Source organism: Halomonas halmophila (assembly GCF_006540005.1).
Classification (GTDB): Bacteria; Pseudomonadota; Gammaproteobacteria; order Pseudomonadales; family Halomonadaceae; genus Halomonas; species Halomonas halmophila.
Map to the genome: position 1 here is coordinate 1 of NZ_BJOC01000027.1, position 24,550 is coordinate 24,550.

Annotated in this window: 23 protein-coding genes and 1 tRNA gene; 3 read left to right on the plus strand and 21 right to left on the minus strand. The window is 64.4% G+C overall.

What is annotated here, in order from left to right:
• Positions 1–35: 35 nt before the first annotated feature.
• The 15 genes from HHA01_RS10220 to HHA01_RS10290 all read right to left on the minus strand — a co-directional run bounded on the left by HHA01_RS10220 (position 36) and on the right by HHA01_RS10290 (position 15,324).
• Complete coding sequence (locus HHA01_RS10220; protein ID WP_141320362.1) at positions 36–1,646, minus strand: BCCT family transporter; 1,611 nt, start codon at positions 1,644–1,646, stop codon at positions 36–38.
• 334 nt (positions 1,647–1,980) lie between these two features.
• Positions 1,981–3,384, minus strand: a complete 1,404-nt coding sequence (der, locus tag HHA01_RS10225) for a ribosome biogenesis GTPase Der (RefSeq protein ID WP_141320364.1) — start codon at positions 3,382–3,384, stop codon at positions 1,981–1,983.
• The gene (gene bamB / locus HHA01_RS10230; RefSeq protein ID WP_141320365.1) at positions 3,381–4,529 is read right to left on the minus strand and encodes an outer membrane protein assembly factor BamB; all 1,149 of its coding nucleotides are present in this window, start codon (positions 4,527–4,529) and stop codon (positions 3,381–3,383) included. The genes der and bamB overlap by 4 nt, the downstream gene beginning before the upstream one ends.
• Positions 4,526–5,176, minus strand: a complete 651-nt coding sequence (locus HHA01_RS10235) for a YfgM family protein (protein WP_307725350.1) — start codon at positions 5,174–5,176, stop codon at positions 4,526–4,528. Before HHA01_RS10235 ends, bamB begins: the two co-directional genes overlap by 4 nt.
• Positions 5,177–5,215: 39 nt before the next feature.
• Positions 5,216–6,502: a histidine--tRNA ligase gene (gene hisS, locus HHA01_RS10240; RefSeq protein ID WP_141320369.1), complete on the minus strand. Its 1,287-nt coding sequence runs from the start codon at positions 6,500–6,502 to the stop codon at positions 5,216–5,218.
• A gap of 24 nt (positions 6,503–6,526) precedes the next feature.
• Positions 6,527–7,642: a flavodoxin-dependent (E)-4-hydroxy-3-methylbut-2-enyl-diphosphate synthase gene (ispG, locus tag HHA01_RS10245; RefSeq protein WP_141320371.1), complete on the minus strand. Its 1,116-nt coding sequence runs from the start codon at positions 7,640–7,642 to the stop codon at positions 6,527–6,529.
• Between the two features lie 5 nt (positions 7,643–7,647).
• Complete coding sequence (locus tag HHA01_RS10250; RefSeq protein WP_141320373.1) at positions 7,648–8,727, minus strand: RodZ domain-containing protein; 1,080 nt, start codon at positions 8,725–8,727, stop codon at positions 7,648–7,650.
• 28 nt (positions 8,728–8,755) lie between these two features.
• Positions 8,756–9,478 (minus strand): type IV pilus biogenesis/stability protein PilW, encoded by a 723-nt coding sequence (pilW, locus tag HHA01_RS10255; RefSeq protein ID WP_141320375.1) that lies wholly within the window; start codon positions 9,476–9,478, stop codon positions 8,756–8,758.
• Positions 9,479–9,586: 108 nt separating this feature from the next.
• Positions 9,587–10,714 (minus strand): dual-specificity RNA methyltransferase RlmN, encoded by a 1,128-nt coding sequence (gene rlmN, locus HHA01_RS10260; RefSeq protein WP_141320377.1) that lies wholly within the window; start codon positions 10,712–10,714, stop codon positions 9,587–9,589.
• 54 nt (positions 10,715–10,768) lie between these two features.
• A complete protein-coding gene (gene ndk / locus HHA01_RS10265; RefSeq protein ID WP_141320379.1) occupies positions 10,769–11,197 on the minus strand; it encodes a nucleoside-diphosphate kinase in 429 nt (142 codons plus the stop codon).
• 173 nt (positions 11,198–11,370) lie between these two features.
• Entirely contained in the window at positions 11,371–11,697 is a 327-nt protein-coding gene (locus tag HHA01_RS10270) for a HesB/IscA family protein (protein ID WP_141320381.1), read from the minus strand.
• Positions 11,698–11,718: 21 nt separating this feature from the next.
• Positions 11,719–12,867 (minus strand): aminotransferase class V-fold PLP-dependent enzyme, encoded by a 1,149-nt coding sequence (locus HHA01_RS10275; RefSeq protein ID WP_141320383.1) that lies wholly within the window; start codon positions 12,865–12,867, stop codon positions 11,719–11,721.
• Between the two features lie 88 nt (positions 12,868–12,955).
• Positions 12,956–13,423: a Fe-S cluster assembly transcriptional regulator IscR gene (gene iscR / locus HHA01_RS10280; RefSeq protein ID WP_141320385.1), complete on the minus strand. Its 468-nt coding sequence runs from the start codon at positions 13,421–13,423 to the stop codon at positions 12,956–12,958.
• 99 nt (positions 13,424–13,522) lie between these two features.
• Positions 13,523–14,458, minus strand: a complete 936-nt coding sequence (cysE, locus tag HHA01_RS10285; RefSeq protein WP_141320387.1) for a serine O-acetyltransferase — start codon at positions 14,456–14,458, stop codon at positions 13,523–13,525.
• Positions 14,459–14,532: 74 nt separating this feature from the next.
• Complete coding sequence (locus HHA01_RS10290) at positions 14,533–15,324, minus strand: RNA methyltransferase (protein ID WP_141320389.1); 792 nt, start codon at positions 15,322–15,324, stop codon at positions 14,533–14,535.
• Positions 15,325–15,539: 215 nt separating this feature from the next.
• Here HHA01_RS10290 and HHA01_RS10295 point away from each other — a divergent pair, with 215 nt between their 5' ends.
• Positions 15,540–16,334 (plus strand): inositol monophosphatase family protein, encoded by a 795-nt coding sequence (locus tag HHA01_RS10295; RefSeq protein ID WP_141320391.1) that lies wholly within the window; start codon positions 15,540–15,542, stop codon positions 16,332–16,334.
• Positions 16,335–16,494: 160 nt separating this feature from the next.
• Complete coding sequence (locus tag HHA01_RS10300) at positions 16,495–16,836, plus strand: hypothetical protein (RefSeq protein ID WP_141320393.1); 342 nt, start codon at positions 16,495–16,497, stop codon at positions 16,834–16,836.
• A 120-nt stretch (positions 16,837–16,956) separates the two neighbouring features.
• Here HHA01_RS10300 and secF read toward each other — a convergent pair whose 3' ends face one another.
• The 5 genes from secF to queA form a co-directional block, all read right to left on the minus strand.
• A complete protein-coding gene (secF, locus tag HHA01_RS10305; protein ID WP_141320395.1) occupies positions 16,957–17,886 on the minus strand; it encodes a protein translocase subunit SecF in 930 nt (309 codons plus the stop codon).
• Positions 17,887–17,895: 9 nt separating this feature from the next.
• The gene (gene secD, locus HHA01_RS10310; RefSeq protein WP_141320397.1) at positions 17,896–19,746 is read right to left on the minus strand and encodes a protein translocase subunit SecD; all 1,851 of its coding nucleotides are present in this window, start codon (positions 19,744–19,746) and stop codon (positions 17,896–17,898) included.
• Between the two features lie 137 nt (positions 19,747–19,883).
• Positions 19,884–20,222, minus strand: coding sequence for a preprotein translocase subunit YajC (yajC, locus tag HHA01_RS10315; RefSeq protein WP_141320399.1), 339 nt, complete (start codon positions 20,220–20,222; stop codon positions 19,884–19,886).
• 80 nt (positions 20,223–20,302) lie between these two features.
• Positions 20,303–21,421, minus strand: coding sequence for a tRNA guanosine(34) transglycosylase Tgt (gene tgt, locus HHA01_RS10320; protein WP_141320425.1), 1,119 nt, complete (start codon positions 21,419–21,421; stop codon positions 20,303–20,305).
• 42 nt (positions 21,422–21,463) lie between these two features.
• Complete coding sequence (gene queA / locus HHA01_RS10325; protein ID WP_141320401.1) at positions 21,464–22,516, minus strand: tRNA preQ1(34) S-adenosylmethionine ribosyltransferase-isomerase QueA; 1,053 nt, start codon at positions 22,514–22,516, stop codon at positions 21,464–21,466.
• Between the two features lie 137 nt (positions 22,517–22,653).
• Here queA and HHA01_RS10330 point away from each other — a divergent pair.
• A tRNA-Leu gene (locus HHA01_RS10330) sits at positions 22,654–22,740 on the plus strand.
• Positions 22,741–22,905: 165 nt separating this feature from the next.
• On the opposite strand, the gene HHA01_RS10335 is transcribed toward HHA01_RS10330, so the two are convergent.
• Positions 22,906–23,871 carry a zinc-binding metallopeptidase family protein gene (locus tag HHA01_RS10335; RefSeq protein ID WP_141320403.1) on the minus strand — a complete coding sequence of 322 codons (966 nt, stop codon included), beginning with the start codon at positions 23,869–23,871 and terminating at the stop codon, positions 22,906–22,908.
• Positions 23,872–24,550 lie beyond the last annotated feature (679 nt).

A 24,550-nucleotide genomic window follows, 5' to 3' on the forward strand; every position in this document is an offset into this window, starting at 1 on the left:
CCCTTTCGGGCGGCGCGGCTGGAGATGGGCAGGGGCTAGAAGTTGTCCAGCGAGGGCGCCCGTCGGGGCTTGACCACGGCCAGGTCCTCGTTGAAGAAGCCTTTCAACAACGCGAAGACCATGGCGAAGGTCATCACGAAGATCGGCAGGCCGATGACGGTGATGACCTGCTGCAAGGCCTCGAGTCCGGTATCGCCGGCGAGCACGATCAGCATGGCGGCCACGGCACCTTCCGAAACGCCCCAGAAGACGCGCTGGTGCACCGGGCCCGGGTCGGTGTCGCCGGTGCACAGCAGGTCGATGACCAGCGAAGCCGAGTCCGACGAGGTGGCAAAGAAGATCGCCACGATGACCACGGCAAGCCCCTGGATCAGGGTCGAGGCCGGGAAATGTTCGAAGAAGGCAAACATCGCCAGGGGTACGCTTTCCATGACGGCCGCCGTCATGCTGCCGGCCTGAGCGCCGAGCTCGGCGCGGGCAACCTCGCCGATACCGTCGATCTGCATGGCCGACCAGCCGAAGATGGCGAACCACACCAGGGTGAACAGCGAGGGCGCGAACAACACGCCGAGCACGAACTCGCGGATGGTGCGGCCCTTGGAAATGCGCGCCACGAAGAGACCGATGAAAGGCGACCAGGTCACGGTCCAGGCCCAGTAGAAGACCGTCCAGCTACCCTGCCAGCCCCAGCGACCGTCCTCGCTGGTGTATTGCGCCAGGGTATCGTTCCAGAAGGCCAGCGGCACGAGGTTGGAAATATAGATGCCCAGCGTCTCGATGATGCCGCGCAACAGGAAGACCGTCGAACCGGTCAGCAGCACGAAGAGCATCAGGCCCGTGGCCATGCCGATATTGAGGTTCGACAGCATCTTCACGCCCTTGTCGAGCCCGCCGACGATGGACCCCACGGCCACCGCCGTCAGCACCACGATGATCAGCACCTTGCTGGTTACCCCATCGGAGATGCCGAACAGTTCCGAGAGGCCTGCATTGATCTGCGAGGTACCCAGGCCGATGGATACGGCGACGCCGAACAGGGTGCCGAGCACCGCGAAGATGTCGATGGTCTTGCCGATCGGACCGTAGATACGTTGCTTGAGTAGCGGGTAGAAGACCGAGCTGACTCGCACCGGAAGGTCGTAACGGTAGACAAAGTAGGCGAAGGCCAGGCCCGGCAGGGTGAAGATTGTCCAGGTATGCAAGCCGAGGTGATATAGCGAGAAGCCCATGGCTTCCCGGGCGGCTTCCACCGAATACGGCTCGATGTCACCGTGCGGCGGTGTCGAGAAGTGGAAGATGGGCTCGGCTACGCCCCAGAACATCAGGACGGTACCGATACCGCCGGCGAACAGCATGGTAAACCAGGAGATGTTGCCGTAGGCAGGGCGATCGTCATCGCCTCCGAGCCGGATGTTGCCGTAACGGCTCAGGGCCACCCACAGCAGGAACATCAACCAGATACTCACGCCGAAGATGAAGAACCAGCCGAGGTTGGTAACCACCCATTCTCGGCCCCGGGCGAATACCTCGCCGATGGCGTCAGGCGCTATGACCAGCGCCAGAAGGAACAGCAGCATCAGGCCTGCTGAAACAAAAAAGATAGTGGGATCGGTTCGCAATCCCAGCTGCTTGGCGAGCTTGTCCATCGTGGTGCCTCCACCTTGTTGTTGGCGATGCGGAGTCTGGAGGAAGGCCGGCCCACCTTGGCCGACCATAACCACTGCAGTCTACAAGTGGCGCCTAAGTGGCGCCATGCGCCGCTCAATGGGATGGGGGAGACTGTGTTGCAGGTGGCGAGGCCGTGCTGTCCGGTTTGGTATGCCACGGCCCCGAGCAGGCAGAAAATTCGCTAACCCGACCGGGAGTTACACAAAAATGACGCAAGCAGCCGAGCGTCATGCCAATGGTGGCGGTCGGCGGTGGCGAAGGATTTTCTGCGTGAGGTGCGAAAAAGAGAAGATCCTGGTGGGCTGTGCCGAATCAGCGTCGGTTGCGGCGTGATTCCTTGGTGCGGTCGAGTTCGCGTTTCTTGGCCTTGTCGCGGTCGCTGGCCTCGGCCATGTTGTCGTAGGGGTTCTTGCCCGAACGAAACTCGAAGCGCATGGGGGTGCCGCGCACCTTGAGCACCTTGCGGAAGGTGTTGGTCAAGAAGCGCTTGTAGGCTTCGGGAAGCGAACCGGTCTGGTTGCCGTGGACCACGATGATCGGCGGATTGGTGCCGCCCTGGTGAGCCATGCGCAGCTTGATACGGCGGCCATGGATCATCGGCGGCTGGTGCTGCTCGACGGCATCGCGCAGTATGTTGGTCAGGCGGTTGGTCGACCAGCGACTGTGGGCGGACTGGAAGGCCCGCTCGATGGACGGATAGAGATCGCCGACGGCCGTGCCGTGCAGTGCCGAAATGAAGTGCAATTCGGCATAGTCGGCAAAACCCAGGCGACGCTTGATCTCGGTGCGCATGCGGTCCTTGGCCTCGCTTTCCAGGCCATCCCACTTGTTGACCGCCAGTACCAGGGCCCGGCCGCTGGTCAGCACATAGTCGAGCAGGTGAAGGTCCTGCTCCACCAGACCGGTCCGCGCGTCCAGCACCATCACCGCGACGTGGCACTCCTTGATGGCCTCGAGGGTCTTGATGATCGAGAACTTTTCGGCGACTTCTGAAACATTCTTGCGACGCCTGACGCCGGCGGTGTCGACCAGCACATAGGGCTCGCCACGACGCTCGAAGGGAATCTCGATGGCGTCCCGGGTGGTACCACCCTCATCGAAGACGACCACGCGTTCCTCGCCGAGCAGACGGTTGACCAGCGTCGACTTGCCGACATTGGGGCGCCCGATGACACCGATGCGAATGCCCTTGGTGCCAGTGTCGGCGGGAAGGTCCTCGTCTCGCTCGGGGAAGGGCTCGAGGACCTGGTCGATCAAGGCGGTTACATTGCGCCCGTGTGATGCGGCGATGGAACGCGGCTCGCCGATACCCAGCTGCCAGAAGTCGGCCATGGCCGAGTGTTCCTCGAGACCGTCGGTCTTGTTGACGATCAGCCAGGTCTTCTTCTGGTTGACCCGCAGGTGGTTGGCGATGGCCTCGTCGGCCATGTGCAGCCCGGTGCGGCCATCGACCATGAACAGCACGATGTCGGCTTCGTCGATGGCCTGCAGCGACTGCTCCGCCATGACCGCATCGATGCCGTCCTCATCGCCGCTGATGCCACCGGTGTCGATCACCGTATAGGTCTTGCCACCGAGCATGCCGTTGCCATACTTGCGGTCCCGGGTCAGCCCGGGGAAGTCGGCGACCAGCGCATCACGCGAGCGTGTCAGGCGGTTGAACAGGGTCGACTTGCCCACATTGGGGCGGCCGACCAGAGCGATCACGGGATTCATGGGTTGAGTTCCAGAGCCTCCAGGCTTCCGTCATCGGCCAGGGCGTAGACGCGCTTGCCATCGGTGAGCGGGCGCACGCTGATGCCGGAGCCATCGACCTCGGTCCGGCCTACCAGGGTGCCGTCCTGAGCATCGATGAAGTGCACATAGCCTTCCATGTCGCCCACGACCAGTCGGCCATCGGCGAAGGCCGGGGCCGTCAGGCGGCGGTGCGCCAGGTCGGCCAGACGCCATTGTTCGTTGCCGTTGGTGGCCGAGAGGGCGACCAGGTGGCTGTCGGCATCGACCACGTAGAGGGTATCGCCGACGAGCACAGGCGTCCGGTAGCTGGAAACGTCCCGCGACCACAGGACCTGGCCACTGGTGGCCTGCAGCGCGACCAGACGGCCGTTGTAGCTGGTGACGAAGAGGCGGCCGTCCGGGGTGAGTACCGGCTGGCCGGCCAGGTCGACCATGCGATCGATGTCGCTGCGACCCTGGGGAGCCGCAATGCGACGTTCCCAGAGCGCGCGGCCGTTACTGTTGTCGAGGGTCACCAGGTTGCCATTGGCCAGTCCGGCGAAGGTCACCGGGGCGATGGTGCGCGGCGTGCCGGTGTTGCGCAGAGTCAGCGAGGGCTGGGAGGTACTGTGCACCCAACGTTCGGTGCCGTTGCGGCGGCTCAGCGCGGTGATATTGCCGTCGATGGTCTGTACCACGACCAGCTGGTTATTGACCTGGGGAGCCGAGAGGACTTCGCTGCTGACGCGCGAGCGCCAGACTTCCTCGCCACTGGACTGGTCCAGGGCCAGGATGTTGCCGTTGCGCGTGCCGAGGTAGACGTGGCCGGCGACGGCGGTCAGGGCACTGGAGACGCCATGCTCGAGCCGAGTTTCCCACAGCACTTCGCCGTTGTCGGCGTTCATGGCCATGACCAGGCCATGCTGGTCGGCGGCGAAGACAGTGTCGCCGTCCTGGGCCGGGGCCAGGCTATAGCCGCCGAGCCCCAGACCATCGCCGACCTGTTCATCCCAGAGGGTGGTGGCGGTGGTGCTGTGACCGATGTCCTGCAGTTCGCGCGGCGCATTCTTGGAATCCACCTGGCCGGCGCAGCCTGCCAGCAGTCCCATGGCCGTGATGGCGGCAATCGCCAGTGTCGGTTTCATGACGCGGTCTCCTGAGTGCTCAGGTTGTCGAGCTTGAGTTGTACGCCGAATAGGGAGTTGCCACCCTGTTCCGCCAGTTGCAGGGCTTCTCGCCAGGCGTCTGCGGCCTGTGCATTCTGCCCCAGGGCAAAGTGGGCGTCACCACGAATGTCCGCGCGTTGCGCGGAGAGTGTCTCGGGGATCTTGCCCTCGAGCGTGGACAGGGCCGACTCGGCCTCGTCGGCCGCGATCTGCAGACGGGCCAGGCGCAGGCGCGCCAGGCCCTGGAGGTAGGCACGCTCGCTGTCCGCGATGATGCCTTTCAGGGTCTGGCGAGCCGCGCCCAGGTCGCCGTCGCTGACAGCCAGGCGTGCCGAGAGTAGTTGGCCCAGGTCGGCGTACAGGCTACCGCCATGCTCGTCGACCAGGGTGGTGGCGAGCTCCTCGGCCCGACTGTGCGCGGAATCACTCAGCTGGCCCTGACTGGTCAGCTGCAAGAGTTGTTGATAGCGCTGGGAAGCGGCCTCCGCCTTGCCAGTCTGATAGTCCTGCCAACTGTTCCAGGCAAAGACGCCGGCGGCCGCAATGGCCGCACCGATCAGCAGCGATACGCCGTTTTCCTTCCACCAGCGCTTGATGGCCTCGAGCTGTTCTTCTTCGGTTCTCATTTCCGCCACGGGCGGCCTCCTTATTGGCTATGCGGTCCGTCAGGCTTCCGTTAACAGCTCGTCCAGCGTCGTGGCCAGTTCGCTGTGTTCGATTCGGCGTTGTTCGCGCTCCTCGCGCAGAAACTTGAGCGTGACGCTCTGACTGGCCAGCTCTTCGTCGCCGAGCAGCAACGCCAGACGCGCCCCGCTCTTGTCGGCCTTGCGGATACGGCTCTTGAAACCGCCACCACCACAGTGCAACTGCAGGCGCAGGCCGGGCAGTTCGTCACGCAGGCGTTCGGCCATGCCGAGGGCCGCGGCCTCGGCGTCCTCGCCCATCGGCAGCAGGTAGACGTCCAGGGTATCGAGGGCGGCGTCGGGCACCAGGTCCAGCGTTTCGAGCAGCAGCACCAGGCGCTCGACGCCCATGGCGAAGCCCACGGCCGGCACCGGTTTGCCGCCCAGCTGTTCGACCAGCCCATCATAGCGGCCGCCGGCACAGATCGTGCCCTGGCTGCCCAGTGCCTCGGTGGTCCATTCGAAAACGGTCCGCGAGTAGTAGTCCAGGCCGCGCACCAGGCGTGGGTTGATCACGTACGCGATCCCGGCAGCATCGAGGATGGCGGTCAGCCGCTCGAAGTGCGTCCGCGACTCGGCATCCAGGTGATCCATCAGGCGTGGCGCCTCGGCCAGCAGTTCGGCCATGGCCGGGTTCTTGGAATCCAGGATACGCAGCGGGTTGGTCGACAGCCGACGCCGCGAGTCTTCATCGAGCAGCTCGTAATGTTGCTCGAAGTAGCCGACCAGGGTCTCGCGATAGGCGGCACGCGCTGCCGGCGAACCCAGGGTGTTGAGCTCCAGAGTGACCTGCTCGAACAGACCGAGCTGCTTCCACAGGCGTGCCGACAGCAGGATCACCTCGGCGTCGATATCCGGGCCCTCGAGGCCGAAGGTCTCCACGCCGACCTGGTGAAACTGGCGATAGCGGCCCTTCTGGGGGCGCTCGTGGCGAAACATCGGCCCCTGATACCAGAGACGCTGGGTCTGGTTGTGCAGCAGGCCATTCTCCATGGCGGCCCGCACGCAGCTGGCGGTGCCCTCGGGCCGCAGGGTCAGACTGTCGCCGTTGCGGTCCTCGAAGGTATACATTTCCTTCTCGACGATGTCGGTGACCTCGCCAATGGAGCGCTTGAACAGTGCCGTCTGCTCGAGGATGGGCGTGCGCATCTCGTCATAGCCGTAGCGCCCCATCAGGGAACGGATCTGCTGCTCGAAGTACTGCCAGAGGGGAGCCTGTGCCGGCAGCAGGTCGTTCATGCCCCGAATGGCCTGGATTTTCTTGCTCAATGATGACTCCTTCACGTGCCGGGATCAGGCGTCCCGGGCGATCACGTCCTGTTCTGCTTGCTGCTTCTCGCGCACCTTGTCACGAATCAATCGCTCGAGGTCATCGACCAGATGGTCATTGCGCAGCTTGCTCGACGGTTTGCCGTCGACGTAGACGAGGTTGGCCGGGCTGCCACCGGTCAGGCCGATGTCGCTCTCCTTGGCCTCGCCGGGGCCATTGACCACACAGCCGATGACCGAGACGTCGAGGGGTGTCAGCACGTCCTCGAGGCGTTCCTCGAGCTCATTCATGGTGCCGATGACATCGAAGTTCTGGCGCGAGCAGCTCGGGCAGGCCACGAAGTTGATGCCCTTGGAGCGCAGGCTCAGGCTCTTGAGCATGTCGAAGCCGACCTTGACTTCCTCCACCGGATCGGCCGCCAGCGAGACCCGGAGCGTATCGCCGATGCCGTCCATCAGCAGCATGCCCAGGCCGATGGACGATTTGACGGTGCCCGAACGCAGGCCGCCGGCTTCGGTAATGCCGAGATGCAGCGGCTGTTCGATGCGCGAGGCCAGCTCGCGGTAGGCGGCCACGGCCATGAACACATCCGAGGCCTTGACGCTGACCTTGAAGTCCGGGAAGTCGAGGCGGTCCAGGTGGTCGATGTGGCGCATCGCGGATTCGACCAGGGCCGCCGGCGTCGGTTCGCCGTACTTTTTCTGCAGGTCCTTCTCCAGCGAGCCGGCATTGACGCCGATGCGAATCGGGATGCCGTTGTCGCGGGCGGCACCGACGACGGCGGCGACCCGGTCTTCACGACCGATATTGCCGGGGTTGATGCGCAGACAATCGACGCCGAGTTCGGCCACGCGCAGGGCGATGCGGTAATCGAAGTGGATATCCGCCACCAGCGGGACCTTCACGGCCTGCTTGATGCGTCCGAAGGCTTCGGCGGCGTCCATGCTCGGCACCGAGACGCGCACGATGTCGGCACCGGCGTTCTCGAGTTGCTGTATCTGCGCCACGGTGGCATCCACATCGAGCGTGTCGGTGTTGGTCATGCTCTGCACAGAGATTGGAGCGCCGCCGCCGACCGGCACATCGCCGACATGAATGCGGCGGGATTGACGGCGTTGGATGGGCGATGGTGCGTGCATATGACTCACTCTCCCAGGGTGAAACGAGCGACATTGTTGGCGCCTGCGCGCTCGCTCAGGTCGATGGCTTCGCCATTCCAGTTCAGTTCGACGCCGGTGGCATTGCCCACGGTCAGTCGGAAGGGCGGTTCGCCCTCGACGCGTGCCGTGGTGCCCGGTTCCTGAAGTCCGACGAAGACCCGCTGGTTGCTGGCATCGAAGATTTCGGTCCAGGACTGCTCGTTGAAGGTCAGATTGAGTACCCGCGCTGTGGCCTGGGCAGTCTGTGATGCCGCCTCGGCCTGGGGCGCGGATTCGGAGTCGGCGTTGCCCTGCGACTCGGCGGGTGCGGCCTCATCCCCTGTGGACGCACTTTCCGGGGCCGCTTCGTCCGCCGCCCCGTCGGATTGGCTGCTGTCCGTCTCGGCAGTGCCGTCGGTCGTGCTGTTGCCGGTCGCGTCGTCGGCCGGGGCCGCCGTGCCTTCCGGAGCTTCCAGCAGGTTTGCCGTGTTGTCCGTGGCGCCGGCACTGCCGTCGTTATTCGAGACGCCATAGCTGCCATCGCTACCGGTCGTCGACGCATTGCCGCTGGTCGGCGAGCTCGATTCCTCGACCAGGGCGGTATTGCCGTCCATGCCATCCACTGCCACGGGTGCGTTGTCTCCCGGTGCGGGCGGCTCGCTGCCACCGCGGCTCTGCCACCACATCAGGGTCAGGCCGATCAGGCCGGCGATGACAATCAGCGTGACCAGCCGGAACAGCCAGGTACCCAGCCGGGAGGGCGGCTTGTTGAGTACATGGACGGGGGCCACCTTGTGCTCCAGGTCTTCCTTGCCGAAACGCGCATGATAGGCTGCCAGCACGCGCTCTTCATCGAGGCCGAGCAGGCTCGCATAGCTGCGCAGATAACCACGCCGGTAGGTGGCAATCGGTACTTCCTCGTAACTGTCCTTCTCCAGGCCGCTGATCACGGCCGGGCGCAGGTTGAGCGCCGCAGCGACTTCCTCGCGCGATAGTCCCAGGGTTTCCCGCTCCCGCCGCAGCAACTCGCCAGGCGATGCCTGGTCGGCTGTCGCGTCGGGTTCCTGGAAAGGTGTGTCGCTCATGGCGTGAATCCTTGATTGAAAACAGGGCTCAGGACGTGCCTGGCGATGCGGCCGGGAGCCGTTGGCCATCCCGGGCGCGTGAAATCTTGTCGGCCAGGCGGGCCGCCTGGCTATCTGGACCAGCCAGACGTCGGTAATGTTCCAGGTGTCGCTCGGCGCTGCCCAGGTTACCCCGTGCCGCCTCGAGTTCACCAAGGTGCAGGTGGCCGCCGGCATGGTCGGGGGCGATGCTCAGGGCCTCCTCGAAACTGGCGCGGGCAGCGGCCTCTTTGCCGAGTGCCAGCTGACAGCGGCCCAGGTTGACAAGCAGGCGAGCACGTTCGGCGTAGTGGCGATCCTGGCTGGCCCGCTGCAATTGATGGCAGGCGGCGTCGAATTGCCCCTGATCATACAGGAAGGCCGCGTAATTGTTGCGTGCCCGCGTCAAATCGGGGGCTGCCTGCAGTGCCTCGCGGAAAGCGGCGTCGGCCAGGCGCTCGTCGCCGCGGCGCTGATGAACCATGGCCATGGCCTGGTGCGCCACGGCGTTATCCGGGGCCAGCTCCAGGGCATGGCGTAGGGCCTGCGAGGCACGCGGCAAGTTGTCCCGGGCCAGATAGGCCTCGCCGAGGCGCGTGTAGGCTTCGGCTGGCCGGGCGTCCTGCGGAATCTGGTCGGCACGCATGGCACATCCACTTAGCCACAATACGCCGATCAAGAGCGCCGCGATCCGCTGCTGTCGGTAGCCGTCGAGGCTCGTGCGACCCGTCATGGCATCCTCGCAGAGGCGTCGTGTTCCGGGCCGGCCTGACGGCCGGCCCATGCTAAAAGCGTGTCCATCAAAGCGTCGTGCCCGATGGAAGTCAAGACGTCACGCGCTTCAATCCGCGTCGATCTGAATCGACTGGATATAGCGTTCGTGGCGGCGTGTACGGTCCTTGACGCGGCCTACCAGCTGGCCACAGGCAGCATCGATATCGTCGCCGCGGGTCGAGCGGATCGTCGCGTTTAGGTTGAGGTCGTACAGCCACTGCTGGAAGCGCTTCACCTGGTTGCGCGACGGCGTTTCGTACCCCGAGTGCGGAAAGGGGTTGAACGGAATCAGGTTGATCTTGCTGGGCAGCTCCTCGAGCAACTCGGCGAGTTGCTGGGCATGCTCCTGCTGATCATTGACGTCCTTCATCATGGTGTACTCGATGGTCACCACGCGCGCATCGTCGCACTTCGCTAGATAACGCTTGCAGGAATCCAGCAGGGTGCGAATGTTGTACTTGCGGTTGAGCGGCACCAGCTCGCTGCGCAGCTCGTCATTGGCGGCGTGCAGCGAAATGGCCAGGCTCACGTCGAGCTCGTCGCCCAGCTTGTCCAGCATCGGCACCACACCGGAGGTGGAGAGCGTGACACGGCGCTTGGAGAGACTGTAGGCGTTGTCGTCGAGCATCAGCTTCATGGCCGGCACGACATTGTCGTAATTCATCAGCGGCTCGCCCATGCCCATCATCACCACATTGGTGACGGGGCGATTGGCGGTGTCGTGGCGTGGCCCGAAGCTGTTGCTGGCCACCCACACCTGGCCGATGACCTCGGCGGCCGTGAGGTTGCGCTGGAAGCCCTGCTTGCCGGTGGAACAGAAGCTGCAGTCCAGCGAGCAGCCGACCTGCGAGGATACGCAGAGCGTGCGCCGTTTGCCGTTCTCGGCCGGAATCAGCACGGTTTCGACATAGCTGCCGTCCTCCACTTCCAGGACCCACTTGCGGGTGCCGTCATTGGAGGAGCCTTCGTAGACCACGCTGGGGCCGCGTATTTCGGCGACCTCGTCAAGGCGGGCCCGCAGGGCTTTTGACAGGTTGGTCATGGCCTCGAAGTCGTCGCAGCCTTCCTGGTGAATCCATTTCATCACCTGAGCGGCGCGAAACTTCTTCTCGCCGATGGAAAGGAAGAACGCTTCCATTTCCTCGCGCGTCATGCCGAGCAAGTTGAGGCGTTGGGAAGCAGTGGTGGCAGTCATGATAGTCAGCGGTCGGTCGGGGCGGGGGTGCTGGCACCCCCGCTGGACGGGGGATCAGCCTCGCGGGCAGATCTCGTCGTCGCTAAAGAAGTAAGCGATTTCACGCTCGGCGGATTCCGGCGAGTCGGAGCCGTGCACCGCATTGGCGTCAATCGACTGGGCGTAATCGGCACGGATGGTGCCGGGGTCGGCTTCCTTGGGGTTGGTCGCGCCCATCAGGTCACGGTTGGCGCTGATGGCGTTGTCGCCTTCCAGCACCTGGACGATGACCGGGCCGGAGGTCATGAAACCAACCAGGTCGGGAAAGAAGGGGCGATCCTTGTGCTCCGCGTAGAAGCCTTCTGCCTTCTCCTGGGAGAGATGCAGCATCTTGGCGGCGACGATCTTCAGGCCGGCGTTTTCGAAGCGGCTTTCGATCTCGCCGATGGCGTTCTTGGCAACGGCGTCGGGCTTGATGATGGACAGGGTGCGTTCTGTAGCCATGGGGCGTGCTCTCCAGGTATCGGCTAATGATGGCCTCGCGCCGCCCCGAGGGTCTCGGCGCGGCGCGGGGCTTATGGTTGATGCGGTTCGGCCTGAGCTGCCGAATGGGCGCAGAGTATACCGTCCCGGAGCGGTGATGAACAATTCACGCCGCCCGCTGCCTGACGCCGGGGTTAGACGCTGAAGCTCTCGCCGCAGCCGCACTCGTCCTTGACGTTGGGGTTGTTGAAGCGGAAGAAACGGTTGAGCCCTTCCGAAACATAGTCGACTTCACTGCCGTCGAGCATTTCCAGGGCGTCCGGGGCGACGAACACCTTGACGCCGTGCTCCTCGAAGGCCACGTCATCGTTCGAGGCCTCATCGGCGAAGTCGAGTACATAGCTGTAGCCCGAGCAGCCGCTGGGCTTGACCGTGACACGCAGCCCCAGGCCGTGCCCGCGCTCGTCGAGCACGCGATGGATCTGGTCGGCAGCGGCAGTGGTGATGGATAGGTTAGCCATGATGGCCTCCTGCTCGATAAATTAGCGGCGAAGCCCGGTCAGGGCATGCCTCAATGTGGCGATGGTCCGGTCGATATCGTCTTCGGTGGTGAAACGGCCGAAGCTGAAGCGCAACGAGGCCAGCGCCAATGGCCGGGTCACACCGATCTCTTTCAACACATAGGATGGCTCGACGCTGGCGGAGTTGCATGCCGATCCGGTCGAGACGGCAATGTTGCGCAGCGCCATCAGCAGCGACTCGCCGTCGACGCCGGAAAAGCCCAGGTTGAGAATGTTCGGCACCGAGGCCTCGGCGGTACTGTTGAGATGGACGCCGTCGAGGTCGGCGAGCCCCTCGAGGAAGCGGTCGCGCAGGCCTTCGATGCGGGCCTGATCCGCCTCGCTCTCGCGGCCGGCGATGGCAAAGGCCTCGCCCATGCCGGCGATCTGGTGCGTCGGCAGGGTGCCGGAGCGCATGCCGCGCTCGTGGCCGCCACCATGAATCAGGGCCTCGAGCCGGATATCCGGCGAGCGCTTCACGTACAAGGCGCCGACGCCCTTGGGGCCATAGGCCTTGTGGCCGGAGAGCGACATCAGGTCGATGCCCTGGTCGGCCACGTCCAGGGGCAGGCGGCCGACGGCCTGGGCGGCATCGCTGTGAAAGAGCGCGCCGACTGCGTGGGCGGCCTCGGACAGCGCGGCCAGGTCGTGGATGCTGCCCAGCTCATTGTTCACTGCCATCAGCGAGACCACCACCGTGTCGTCGCGCAGCACCTCCTTGAGGGCTTGCGGGCTGATGCGTCCACTGGCATCGGGCGTCAGCCAGGTGACGTCGCAACCTTCCTTTTCCAGCGCCACCGCGGTGTCGATGACGGCCTTGTGCTCGATGGTCGAGGTCACCAGGTGGCGACCCTTCTCCCGATTGGCCCGCATAACGCCGATCAGCGCCAGGTTGTCGGCCTCGGTGGCGCCGCTGGTCCAGACGATCTCGCGCGGGTCGGCCCCGATCCGGTCGGCGACCTGTCGGCGCGCGCTCTCGACGGCCTGTTCGGCCTGCCAGCCGGGCATGTGACTGCGCGAAGCAGGGTTGGCGAACACGCCATCCAGTGTCAGATGCCGGCTCATGACCTCGGCGACCCTGGGGTCGACGGGGGTCGTGGCAGCGTAATCGAGGTAGATGGGTGCGCTCATGGGCGATGAACCCTTGATCCAGGTACCACGCTCGGGCGGCGGCCCGGGTGGTGGAGCGTTGGATGAATCGGCAACAGGTGCACCCGGTTCAGGGTGACGAGGCCGGAATCTGCTTGTCGGCCACACGGCGTTGCCGCGTGGCAATGGCCTGAAACTCGTTGCGCCCGGCCAGTTGCCCGAGGGTGACCCCATCCAGAAAGCCGTGGATCTGCTCGGAAAGCTCGTGCCACAGGTGGTGGGTCAGGCAGGTGTCGCCCTGCTGACAATCCGACATGCCACCGCAACGTGTGGCATCCACCGACTCGTCGACGGCATCGATCACCCGGGCCACCGAAATGTGCTCAGCGGCTTGCGTCAACAGGTAGCCGCCGCCCGGGCCGCGTACGCTTTCCACCAGACCGCTGCGCCGCAGACGAGCAAACAGCTGTTCCAGGTAGGACAGCGAGATTTCCTGGCGCTTGGCGATGTCGGCGAGGCAGATCGGCCCCTGGTCGGCGTGCATCGCCAGGTCGAGCATGGCGGTGACGGCATAGCGTCCCTTGGTGGTCAGGCGCATGGTGCTTCACCTCGGCACCGGGTTGGACGTCGGTCATCTTGCCGGCCAGCCGCAGCATGGCCGGCAGGATGTCATTATGATAAAGACCCAGTATACGGGTCAACCATTACGCTGCCGGTCGTGGCGGGAGTCCTCTGGCGCGCTGTCCGGGTCGGCCTGGCGCGGCGTGTCCGCTTGCGGGCTGTCGTCGGGCGTTGCATCCGTGGGGTCCGCTTTTTGTGCCGACTCCGTCTCCGACGGCGGGCAGCAGTGGTCCACGCCTTCCAGGATGTCGGCAAAGTCCTCTTCGCGCAGCTCGGGCAGCCGGCCGTCGCGGAAGCCGGCATCGATCTGGCGCAGCGTCGAGCACATGCGCTCGATGCGCTCGTCGACCACGTGCATGTGATCGAGCATGGCCTGCATGGAGCGAGCCACGGGGTCGGGCATGTCCTGGCTGACGCCATAGGCGTCGAAGCCGAACTTGCGGCGGATGGCCTCGCGGCGTTCGGGGTCGACCTGCAGGGCTTCTTCGGTATCCGGGTCACTGCGCTGCACGATCTTGCCGGGAATGCCAACCACGGTCGCGCCGGCCGGCACTTCCTTGGTGATGACGGCATTGGAGCCCACCTTGGCAGCGGCACCCACGTTGAAGGGGCCGAGAATCTTGGCGCCGGCACCGACGATCACACCGTCGCCCAGGGTGGGGTGGCGCTTGCCGTGATGCCAGCTGGTGCCCCCCAGGGTGACGCCCTGGTAGAGCGTCACATCATCGCCGACCACGGTGGTCTCGCCGATCACCACCCCCATGCCGTGGTCGATGAAGAAGCGCCGGCCGATGCTCGCCCCGGGGTGAATCTCGATGCCGGTCAACCAGCGCCCCAGGGTGGACAGGGTGCGAGCCAGCCATTTCAGGTTGCGCTGCCACAACCAGTGGCCCAGGCGATGGAGCAGCAGGGCGTGCAGGCCCGGGTAGTTGGTCAGGACTTCGAGAAAGTTGCGTGCCGCCGGGTCGCGGGCGAATACGCTGTTGATGTCCTCGCGCAGACGTTGAAACATGCGGCGATCCTTGGGTTAGGGCGAGTCGTTGTCTGTCATAGTGGGCGTCGCTCGCGCGGCGTTCAAGCGCTGCATCAGGTGTCGGCGCGCGGCCCGTGGTGTCGCGAGTCGGGCGCCGCGTCCGGCTCGGCTTGCGCGGCCGCCACCTGGCGCTGGGTGGCGGTCAGGATGCCGCGCAGGATGTTCAGTTCCAGGCGCTCGGGGCGTGCCTTGAAGGTGTAACGGCGCAGGCGAGCCATCAGCTGACGCGGCATGGCCGGATCATGAAAGCCGATCTCGACCAGGGTGCGCTCCAGGTGCTCGAAGTAGTGCTCGAGCTCCTGATGGCTGGCCAGGGGCTCGGTTGCCGGCGCTTCGGCGTCGCCGGCTCCTTCCAGCCAGGCCAGACGACACTCGTAGGTCACGACCTGCACGGCGGCCGCCAGGTTCAGCGAACTGAAGTCCGGGTTGGTGGGGATGTGCACATGCGCATGACAGCGCTGCATCTCGGCATTGGTCAGGCCGCTGTCCTCGCGGCCGAAGACCAGGGCGATGCGGCTATCCGTGTCGGCCAACTCATCGGGTAGGCGTGCGCCGAGCTGGCGTGGCGTGAGCATCGGCCAGGGCAGGGTGCGTGAGCGCGCACTGGCGCCCACCACCAGGGTGCAGTCGCCGACGGCGTCCTCCAGGCTTTCCACGCTGCGCGCCTGGTGCACCAGGGTGTCGGCTCCCGAGGCGCGGGACACGGTCTCCGCGCTGATCGGCTCGCAACGCGGCGCCACCAGCGCCAGGTCACTGAGCCCCATGTTGTGCATGGCGCGGGCCGTGCCGCCGATGTTGCCGGGATGGCTGGTACCCACCAGAACGATGCGTATACGCTCGAGCATGAGAGCTTCCAATTGGGGACTGTCCGAGAAACGACCGCCCATCTTAGCACGATGCGGCGGCGTTGCATGGCACGCGCGTGGCGTTTCTGCTAGGATTCGCGCCAACCAGCCGATCGCATCGGCTCGGGCAGTCGGCACAGGGCCGGCGTATCAGAGCCCTGCGTCACTGCCCGGCTCCCGTTCTTTAACATCACCGAGACTCCCAAGGCCCGATCATGCATCCGATGGTCCAATTCGCACTGCGTGCTGCACGTAGTGCCGGCGAGCAGTTCCTGCGCATCCGCGAGCGCATCGAGAACGCTCATGAAGAACATAACCTCGACAAGCTGCTCGAGGACACGGCGCGCAATGCCGAGACACTCATCCTGCGTCAGCTGGCGCGCGGGTATCCCCAGCACGGCGTCGTCGGCCGCTACACCCCGGAGAGCACAGGGGAAGGCGAAGGTCGCGACGTGATGTGGCAGATAGAACCCGTGCACGGCTATTCCAATCTCACCGTCGCCGCCTCCGGCTTCGCGCTCTCGGTGGTCTGCATGGTCAAGGGCCGTCCGGAGCATGCGGTGGTGATCTGCCCCTTCAGCGATGACGAATACCTGATGAGCCGTGGCCGTGGCGCCCAGCTCAATGGCAAGCGTATCCGCGTGCCCCGCCATTACGCCATCGAGGGTGCGCGTATCGCCATGGGGCTGCCCGAGGCCTCGCTGCGTTCGCGCCTGCAGCCGACCCACCTGACCCTGACCCAGCAGCTGGCGCCTCGCGTCGAGCTGATGCGCGCCTCCGGCAACGCCCTGCTGGACATCGCCGAGCTGGCCTCGGGGCGTGCCGATGCCGCCTTCGTGCTGGGCATGGAAGAACAGGAGCTGCAGGTCGGCTCGTTGATGCTCAAGGAAGCCGGTGCCTTGATGGGAATGCCCGATGGCCAGCCCACGGTTGCCGGCAACCAGCCGTTGATGGCCGCGGGACCGCGCCTTTACAAGGCACTGGTCAAGCAGCTCAAGCCGCACTTCTGAATCGGGCTCATGGGGGCGTGGCGTCTCGACAACATCTCGTTACGTTTTCGAGACTGTTCGAGAGCGGTCACTGGGTGTACGTTGAAGGTAGCCAGTGGTCATGGTGGCTGCTGGCTTCATGCCCTTCGGGCCATGAACACCATCCGCGAGAGGAGTGACGATGCAACCCCTCAGCTATTACTACTACAACGTGCTGGAAAGCCTCGAGAAGCCTTGTGATGTGCCTGCTGCACACCTGCAGGAAGGCTTTGACCTCTTGTACCACTACGGCGGCCGCGTCGAGATGGACCTGATGCGTCGTGCCGAGGCAGCCAGCTCGAACAATGACCCGCTTCATTGGCATGAAGCGTTGGATGACGAGCAACGCGACAAGTTGCTGCGCGCCTACAAGGACGAGAACCCGGCCAAGATTCTCAAGGTGATGCAACGCAACGGCTATGCCAGCGTGCTCTATCACCATGCTCGGGAGGTGTTTCAACCCGACGCCCAGGGTGTCGCCTAGCGGCACCTTCCCCGACGGGACAAGCCGGACACTGTACCGGACGTCAGCAGATAAAAAACGCCACCCGATCGCGATCGGGTGGCGTTTTGCATTGCGGCAGCGGTATCTGGGCCGCGCGGGTCAGGGCAGTTCTTCCTCGCCTTCTTCGTCGTCGTCCTTCTGCGGTGGCATCAGGTCCACGCGCTGCAGCTTGAGCGGCAGCAGCAGGGCGGCGGAGACGTAGATGGACGAGAAGGTGCCGACTGTCACGCCGATCAACAGCGCCACGGCGAAGAAATGGATCATGTCGCCGCCGAGGAATACCAGTGCCAGCAGCACCAGCAGCGTCGTGCCGGAAGTCGCCAGGGTCCGCGACAGCGTCTGGTTGATGGATTCGTTGAAGATGGCGGGCATGTCATCGATGCGCGACTTGCGAATGTTCTCGCGGACACGGTCATAGACGACGATGGTGTCGTTCAGAGAGTAGCCGATTACCGCCAGCACGGCCGCCAGCACGGTCAGATCGAACTCGAAACCGAACAGTGCGAAGGCACCGATGACGATGATGACATCGTGAACCAGGGCCAGCAGGGCGCCGATGGCGAACTTGTACTGGAAACGAAAGGCCACGTAGAGCATCACGATGCCCAGCGCCACCAGCATACCCATGCCGCTCTGGTCGCGCAGCTGGTCGCCGACCTGGGCTCCGACGAACTCGGCGCGTACCAGCTCGACATTGCTGCCGGTCTGGCGCAGCAGGTCGACGACCTGATCGCCGACGCCGGCCTCGAAGGTTTCTTGCAGTCGAATCAGCACCTCGGTAGAAGTGCCGAATGTCTGCACCACGACGTTCTGGAAGCCGGCGGCCTCGAGTGTCTCACGCACGGCATTCAGTGCCGGTGCCGTGGCATAGCGTACCTCGACCAGGGTGCCGCCGGTGAAGTCGAGACCCAGGTTGAGGCCCTGCCACGCCACCGCGACCACCGACACCAGCAACAGGATGGCGGAGGTGATGAAGGCGTAACGCCGCTTGCCCATGAAATCGAGCTGTCGATTGATGAGAGATTGCATGGCCACTTCCTATATCCAGAGCTTGTTGACCGGCCTGCTGCCGTAGCGCAGGTTGACCATCGCGCGAGTCACCATCAGGGCGGTGAACAACGAGGTCAGGATGCCCAGCGACAGGGTCACGGCAAAGCCCTTGACCGGTCCGGTGCCGATCGAGAACAGAATCAACGCCACCAGCAGCGTGGTGATGTTGGCATCGACGATCGACGAGAAGGCGCGCTCGTAGCCCGCATGGATGGCCTGTTGCGCCGATAGGCCATTGCGCAGTTCCTCGCGTATGCGCTCGAAGATCAGCACATTGGCGTCGACGGCCATGCCCAGTGTCAGCACGATGCCGGCGATACCCGGCAACGTCAGGGTCGCGCCCAGCATCGACATGGCGGCTACCAGCAGGATCAGGTTCAGCGCCAGGGCGATGTTGGCGAAGACGCCGAAGACCCGATAGCGCACCAGCATGAAGAGCACCACCAGCAACAGGCCGACCTGCACCGACATGATGCCGCGCTCGATGTTCTCGGCACCCAGGCTCGGACCGATGGTGCGCTCCTGGGCGAAGTACATTGGCGCCGCCAGCGAACCGGAACGCAGCAGCAGGGCCAGGTCGGCCGCCTCGGTGGGTGACTCCAGGCCGGTGATGCGGAAGCTGTTGCCCAGCGCACTCTGGATGGTGGCCAGACTGATGATGCCGCGCTCGGTGTCCTGGGTGCGCACCGTGGTCTCTTCACCGTTTTTCATCACGGTGCGTTCGACCGAGTTATGCTCGATGAACAGCACCGCCATGTTGCGGCCGATATTGGTGCGGGTGGCACGGTTCATCAGGGTGCCGCCGGTGCCGTTCAGGTCGATGTTGACCTGCGGGCGACCGTTCTGGTCGAAACCCTGGTTGGCGTTGGAGACCCTGTCTCCCGTAATGATCACATTTTCCATCAGCGTCGCCTGGCGCGCCGGGTTGTTGCGGAACGGGAAACTCTCGGTCCGTGACTCCGGCGTATCGGGGCGCGCCTCGAGGCGGAATTCCAGGTTGGCCGTGGCGCCGATGATGCGCTTGGCCTCCGCGGTATCCTGCACACCGGGCAGCTGTACCACGATGCGGTTGGGCCCCTGACGCTGGACCAGTGGCTCGGAAACCCCCAGCTCGTTGACGCGGTTGCGCAACGTGGTCAGGTTTTGGTTGACCGCATAGTCCTGAATCTCTTCCACAGCGGTGTCGGTCAGAGTCATTTTAAGACCGGCACCCTGCGACAGATCGACGTTGCTGTATTGGAAATCAGGATATTGCGGCGCAATCAGTTGCCGCGCTTCGCTACGATCTTCCGCGTTCATGAACTGCAGGCTGATCGAGCGCTCGCCGATCTCGGTGTTGCGATAGCGAATGCGTTCCTCGCGCAGCATGTTGCGCATGGCGCTGGCGTCGGATTCCAGCTGCTGGGTGAGGGCGGCATCCATGTCGACTTCGAGCAGGAAGTGCACGCCGCCGCGCAGGTCAAGTCCCAGTGTCATGGGCGATGCGGCCAGGGACTCGAGCCAGGATGGGGTGGACTCGGCCAGGTTGAGCGCCGTGACATAGTCGTCACTGAGCGACTCGCTGATCAGATCCCGCGCCCTTGCCTGGTCATCGGCATTGGCCAGGCGGATCAGGACGCTGTTGGGCTGGCGCTCGGTGGACTGAATATTGATGCCGGCTTCATCGAGGGTGGTCTCGAGCCGGTCGAGGCGTTGCTCGCTGAGCGTGAATTCACCGCGGTCACTACTGATCTGCACCGCCGGGTCAGCCGGGAAGAGGTTGGGCAGCGCATAGATCAGGCCGACGACGAGGACGAGGAGTATCAGCAGATACTTCCACATGGGGTAACGGTTGAGCATGGGGGCCCTGCCCTCAGGTTGCTGATGATGGAGACGGGCAATACGTCATCACGAGCACCGGGCGGAGCCGGTCGACCGGGCCCCGCCGCGGCGGTCGCAGGGCAGCCCGCATCGTCAAGCGATGCAGGCGTGTCTGCTTAGATGGACTTGAGCGTGCCCTTGGGGAGGACGTTGGCCACGGCGTTCTTCTGAACGCTGACCTCGGTGCCTTCGGCGATTTCCATGGACAGGAACTCGCTGTCGTCGCTGACCTTGGTGATGCGCCCCAGCATGCCACCGCCGATGACGATCTCGTCACCCTTGGAAAGGCCGGCGATCAGGTTCTTGTGCTGCTTGGCACGCTTGGCCTGGGGACGCCACAGCAGAAAGTAGAAGATCAGCACGAAGCCGACCAGCATCACGATCTGGGCGATGCCACCGCCCGGTGCACCACCGGCATCCTGCGCCAGGGCCGGGGAAATGAAGAAGTCCAGCATTTACGACAATCTCCTGAGTCGTGGTGAAGAAAGTGGCGCCATCGGGGCGCTCGCAACCGGCCTTCAAGGTCGACCAGTCGTCAATTCGGTGCGGGAGGTAGCGGCAGACCACGCTGCGCATAGAACACTTCCACGAAGTTCGCCAATGTACCCGCTTCAATGGCACCGCGCAAACCAGCCATCAGGCGCTGATAGTGACGCAGATTGTGCACGGTATTGAGCATCGAGCCGAGCATTTCGCCACAGCGGTCCAGATGGTGCAGATAGGCACGTGAAAAATTCTGGCAGGTATAGCAGTCGCAGCCCGCCTCCAACGGCCCGGTGTCGTGGCGGTGCCGGGCATTGCGGATCTTGACCGTGCCCTCGGCGGTGAACAGGTGGCCGTTGCGCGCATTGCGCGTCGGCATCACGCAGTCGAACATGTCGACTCCGCGGCGCACGCCTTCCACCAGGTCTTCCGGCTTGCCGACACCCATCAGATAACGCGGCTTGTCGTCGGGCATCCACTCGGGCAGGTAGTCGAGCACCTCGATCATTTCCTCCTTGGGTTCGCCCACCGACAGGCCGCCGATGGCGTAGCCGTCGAAGCCGATCTCGTCTAGACCCTTGAGCGAGGCCTCGCGCAGCTCCGGGTACATGCCGCCCTGGATGATGCCGAACAATGCCGACGGTGAGTCGCCATGCGCGTCCCGCGAGCGCTGCGCCCAGCGTAGCGACATCTCCATGGAGCGTTTGGCTTCTTCGAAAGTAGCCGGGTAGGGCGTGCACTCGTCGAAGATCATCACGATGTCCGAGCCCAGCGAGCGCTGCACTGCCATGGACTCTTCCGGCCCCATGAAGACCTTGGCGCCGTCCACCGGCGAGCGGAAGTGCACGCCCTGCTCGGTGATCTTGCGCATCTCGCCCAGCGAAAAGACCTGAAAGCCGCCGGAATCGGTGAGGATCGGCTTGTCCCACTGAGCAAAATCATGCAGGTCGCCGTGCTGCTCGATGACCTCGGTGCCCGGCCGCAGCCACAGGTGAAAGGTATTGCCGAGGATGATCTCGGCGCCGATCTCCTGCACCGACTGCGGGGTCATGCCCTTGACGGTGCCGTAGGTGCCCACCGGCATGAAGGCGGGCGTCTCGACACGGCCGCGCGGGAAGGTCAGGGTCCCTCGACGCGCTCGGCCATCGCTGGCGTGGCGCTCGAAGGTCATGAAGCATTCTTTTCGCATGTCACTCTCGATTGATAAGCGGTATCACCGGATGCCACCAGGAGCCTGGCGGGTCAGGAACATGGCATCGCCATAACTGAAGAAGGCATAACCCTGCTCGACGGCCTCCCGGTAGGCCCGCATGACGGTCTCGTAGCCGGCGAAGGAGGCGACCAGCATCAACAGGGTCGACTCCGGCAAGTGGAAGTTGGTGATCAGGCCGTCGACCACCTGCCATTCATAGCCCGGGTAGATGAAGATATCGGTCTCGCCGCTGAGCGGGGCGATGCGGCCGTCCGGGCTCTGCTGACAGGCCGACTCGAGGCAGCGCACACTGGTGGTACCCACGGCGATGATGCGGTTGCCCCTGGCCCGAGCCGCGCGGACCCTGGCACAGGCGCTCTCGGAGACCTCGATCCACTCGCTGTGCATGTCATGCTCGCGAATGTCATCGACGCGCACCGGCTGAAAGGTGCCGGCTCCCACATGCAGGGTGACGAAGGCACTCTCCACGCCCTTGGCGGCGAGCTGCTCGAGCAGCGGCTCATCGAAATGCAGGCCGGCCGTCGGGGCCGCCACGGCGCCATCGCGACGCGCATAGACGGTCTGGTAGCGCTCGCGGTCGGAGAGCTCGTCCTCGCGGGTGATATAGGGTGGTAGCGGCATATGGCCGTGCTGCTCGAGCAGCGCGATCAGCGGCGTCTCGCCCAGAAAACGCAGCTCGAACAGGGCATCCCGCCGGCCCTCGACCACGGCCTGAATCCCGCCCTCGAAGGTCAGCTCGCTGCCGACAGGGGGCGACTTGCTGGAACGCAGGTGGGCCAGGCCGCGGTGGGCATCCAGAGGCCGCTCGAGCAGCATCTCCACGCGGCCGCCGCTGGCCTTGTGGCCATGCAGGCGGGCCGGTATGACCCGGGTGTCGTTGAACACCAGCAGGTCTCCAGGGTCGAGCTTGTCGAGCAGTGCCGGAAAGCGTTGATGGTCGAGCTCGCCGCTGGCGCCATCGACGCACAGCATGCGGCAGTCACTGCGTTGCTCGGAGGGATAACGGGCGATCAGCGCCTCGGGAAGCTCGTAATGGAAATCGGCGCGCTGCATGACGTCACTCGGTTGACCGGATAAAACACACTCGAAGGCTGGCCCTGCCAGCCGATCGCACAGGATACCGCTTCAGCGCGGTGAAGTCAGCGCGGTGATTGACCTGCTTATCAGGCTCCGTATAATGCAACGCCGTTGCCGGTGTGGCGGAATTGGTAGACGCAGCGGATTCAAAATCCGCCGCTGTAAAAGGCGTGTCGGTTCGAGTCCGACCACCGGCACCACTGCAGAATCCAATGCTTAGCAGTATTCCCCCTCTTCTCGCAGTACCCCTCCTCAGTGGTTGGTCGCAGATGGCCGCATTCAGGCGTCCCCAGGGCCTGTCACGGGTCGAGTTCTTCCATGCGACCGTCGTATAACCGCTTCGTTATCTCAGCAGGCAGTATGGTTCAGCGCCCCTGAGCGCCTCGGCGCAGCCAGTCATGCACGAAGGTCAGCTTGCGCAGCGCGGCTTCCGAGAGCACGAAGGGGTAGAGGTCCGAGAGCCCCATGGCACGGTTGACGTGGTTGACGCCGACCGTGAGCGAGGCGGCTACATGGATCAGGCGCCGCGCGTCCGGCTCCGAATACGGATCCCAGCCCCGTCCGGGCAGTTCCGGTGATGACAGCCCCGCGGCAACGAAGCTGTCGGTGATATCGGTCAGATGCAGCAGGTGGGCCGTGGTTTCGGCCCAGTCTTCATGAGGGTGCGCGGAGGCGTAGCTGGTCAGATAATGCTGGTGCCAGTCGGCCGGCGGACCGTTCTGGTAATGCTTTTGCAGGGCCGCGGGGTAGTCGGCGCGTTCATCGCCGAACATGGCGCGGAAGGCGTCGAGGAAGTCGGCGCGCAGGCTGAGTCGCCACCACAGCATGTGGGCGATCTCGTGGCGCATGTGGCCGATCATGGTGCGGTAGGGCTCGTTCAGCTCCTTGCGACGGGCGGTGCTGAGCACCGGGTCCGCCTCGGCCACGCTGATGGTCACCACCCCCTGGGCATGCCCCATGGCCACGGGGTTGGCGCCTTCGGCGAGCATGTGAAAGACCGGGCGCGTGCCGGGGTCCTCCGGCCGGAACCAGTGCCAGCGGCCCAGGTTATCGAGGGCCCAGCGCTTGGCGGCTTCGGTCTGCGCCCAGTTGGGAATGGCGTCCGGGATGGAAGGATCCGGGGCGAGGGCTGTCATCGCGCAGGAGCGGCAGAAGGCGCCCGCTTCCGGCGCGATCCAGTTGCAGCCGATGACGTCCCGGTTGGCGCAGAAGGGCGGCATGGGCAGAAAGGCTCTGGCCTGCGGGTCATACGCCACAGGAGTGCCGTCGGCGGTGGCCAGGTTGTCGAACCAGAGGGCGCCGGCGCCTACCGGATTGGAAAAGATATGCATACAGCAGAGGCTCCAGCAGAGGGGCAGGGCAGATGGAAGGCATCGGGCGGGATGTCGGTTCGGTACAAGGCGTTTCAGGCACTCGCCCACCTTCCGTGCGCGCCTCGAGTATAGGCCCATCCGGGCCGAGCAGCCATGCGGCCCTGGTACCGTCGGGGTCGGGGACTGTCTGTAGTCGGCTGGCAACATCAACCGGAGCGCCTTTACTCGGCCATCTGTCTACTTCGCGAAGAGCGCTGGCAGGTCGCCGATGTAATGCTTATGGCTGTATACGCAACTCACGTGAAGCCTTAGTGGTTCAACGACTTGCTCTAGGCACCGTTGTCCTGTGGCCACGAGCATGCAGCAGTGAAAAATGCCGTCGGTTCTGAACGCCGATTGATAAGAGCCCTTGGATTTGAGGAAGCACTCTCAAATCCAAGCCGCATCGCGATAGCCGCTGTCCCTGGCGGCTACCTCCCGGGGCAAAATTCGCTCCTGGTGAAGTTGGGCGTGGTGCTGGTTCGCCAGCCCGTCAGTACGCCCAACGACTCGCTATGTCTCGCTTTCTATGCTCCGTGCGCCTTGCGTCCACCTCATGGTGTACGGAATGCCAAGGCCCTTCAGAGACGAGGCTAACCTTCACCATGACCGGTTGCTTTTCAGTTATTCCTCGTTTATTGATTCGGAGTTTTTTCAA

Excerpts from the sequence above, each read along its gene's own strand:
- HHA01_RS10220 (WP_141320362.1), bottom strand. The coding sequence starts at position 1,646 with ATGGACAAGCTCGCCAAGCAGCTGGGATTGCGAACCGATCCCACTATC.
- der (WP_141320364.1), bottom strand. The coding sequence starts at position 3,384 with ATGAATCCCGTGATCGCTCTGGTCGGCCGCCCCAATGTGGGCAAGTCG.
- bamB (WP_141320365.1), bottom strand. The coding sequence starts at position 4,529 with ATGAAACCGACACTGGCGATTGCCGCCATCACGGCCATGGGACTGCTG.
- HHA01_RS10235 (WP_307725350.1), bottom strand. The coding sequence starts at position 5,176 with ATGAGAACCGAAGAAGAACAGCTCGAGGCCATCAAGCGCTGGTGGAAG.
- ispG (WP_141320371.1), bottom strand. The coding sequence starts at position 7,642 with ATGCACGCACCATCGCCCATCCAACGCCGTCAATCCCGCCGCATTCAT.
- HHA01_RS10250 (WP_141320373.1), bottom strand. The coding sequence starts at position 8,727 with ATGAGCGACACACCTTTCCAGGAACCCGACGCGACAGCCGACCAGGCA.
- pilW (WP_141320375.1), bottom strand. The coding sequence starts at position 9,478 with ATGACGGGTCGCACGAGCCTCGACGGCTACCGACAGCAGCGGATCGCG.
- rlmN (WP_141320377.1), bottom strand. The coding sequence starts at position 10,714 with ATGACTGCCACCACTGCTTCCCAACGCCTCAACTTGCTCGGCATGACG.
- ndk (WP_141320379.1), bottom strand. The coding sequence starts at position 11,197 with ATGGCTACAGAACGCACCCTGTCCATCATCAAGCCCGACGCCGTTGCC.
- HHA01_RS10270 (WP_141320381.1), bottom strand. The coding sequence starts at position 11,697 with ATGGCTAACCTATCCATCACCACTGCCGCTGCCGACCAGATCCATCGC.
- HHA01_RS10275 (WP_141320383.1), bottom strand. The coding sequence starts at position 12,867 with ATGAGCGCACCCATCTACCTCGATTACGCTGCCACGACCCCCGTCGAC.
- iscR (WP_141320385.1), bottom strand. The coding sequence starts at position 13,423 with ATGCGCCTGACCACCAAGGGACGCTATGCCGTCACCGCCATGCTCGAC.
- cysE (WP_141320387.1), bottom strand. The coding sequence starts at position 14,458 with ATGTTTCAACGTCTGCGCGAGGACATCAACAGCGTATTCGCCCGCGAC.
- HHA01_RS10290 (WP_141320389.1), bottom strand. The coding sequence starts at position 15,324 with ATGCTCGAGCGTATACGCATCGTTCTGGTGGGTACCAGCCATCCCGGC.
- HHA01_RS10295 (WP_141320391.1), top strand. The coding sequence starts at position 15,540 with ATGCATCCGATGGTCCAATTCGCACTGCGTGCTGCACGTAGTGCCGGC.
- HHA01_RS10300 (WP_141320393.1), top strand. The coding sequence starts at position 16,495 with ATGCAACCCCTCAGCTATTACTACTACAACGTGCTGGAAAGCCTCGAG.
- secF (WP_141320395.1), bottom strand. The coding sequence starts at position 17,886 with ATGCAATCTCTCATCAATCGACAGCTCGATTTCATGGGCAAGCGGCGT.
- secD (WP_141320397.1), bottom strand. The coding sequence starts at position 19,746 with ATGCTCAACCGTTACCCCATGTGGAAGTATCTGCTGATACTCCTCGTC.
- yajC (WP_141320399.1), bottom strand. The coding sequence starts at position 20,222 with ATGCTGGACTTCTTCATTTCCCCGGCCCTGGCGCAGGATGCCGGTGGT.
- tgt (WP_141320425.1), bottom strand. The coding sequence starts at position 21,421 with ATGACCTTCGAGCGCCACGCCAGCGATGGCCGAGCGCGTCGAGGGACC.
- queA (WP_141320401.1), bottom strand. The coding sequence starts at position 22,516 with ATGCAGCGCGCCGATTTCCATTACGAGCTTCCCGAGGCGCTGATCGCC.
- HHA01_RS10335 (WP_141320403.1), bottom strand. The coding sequence starts at position 23,871 with ATGCATATCTTTTCCAATCCGGTAGGCGCCGGCGCCCTCTGGTTCGAC.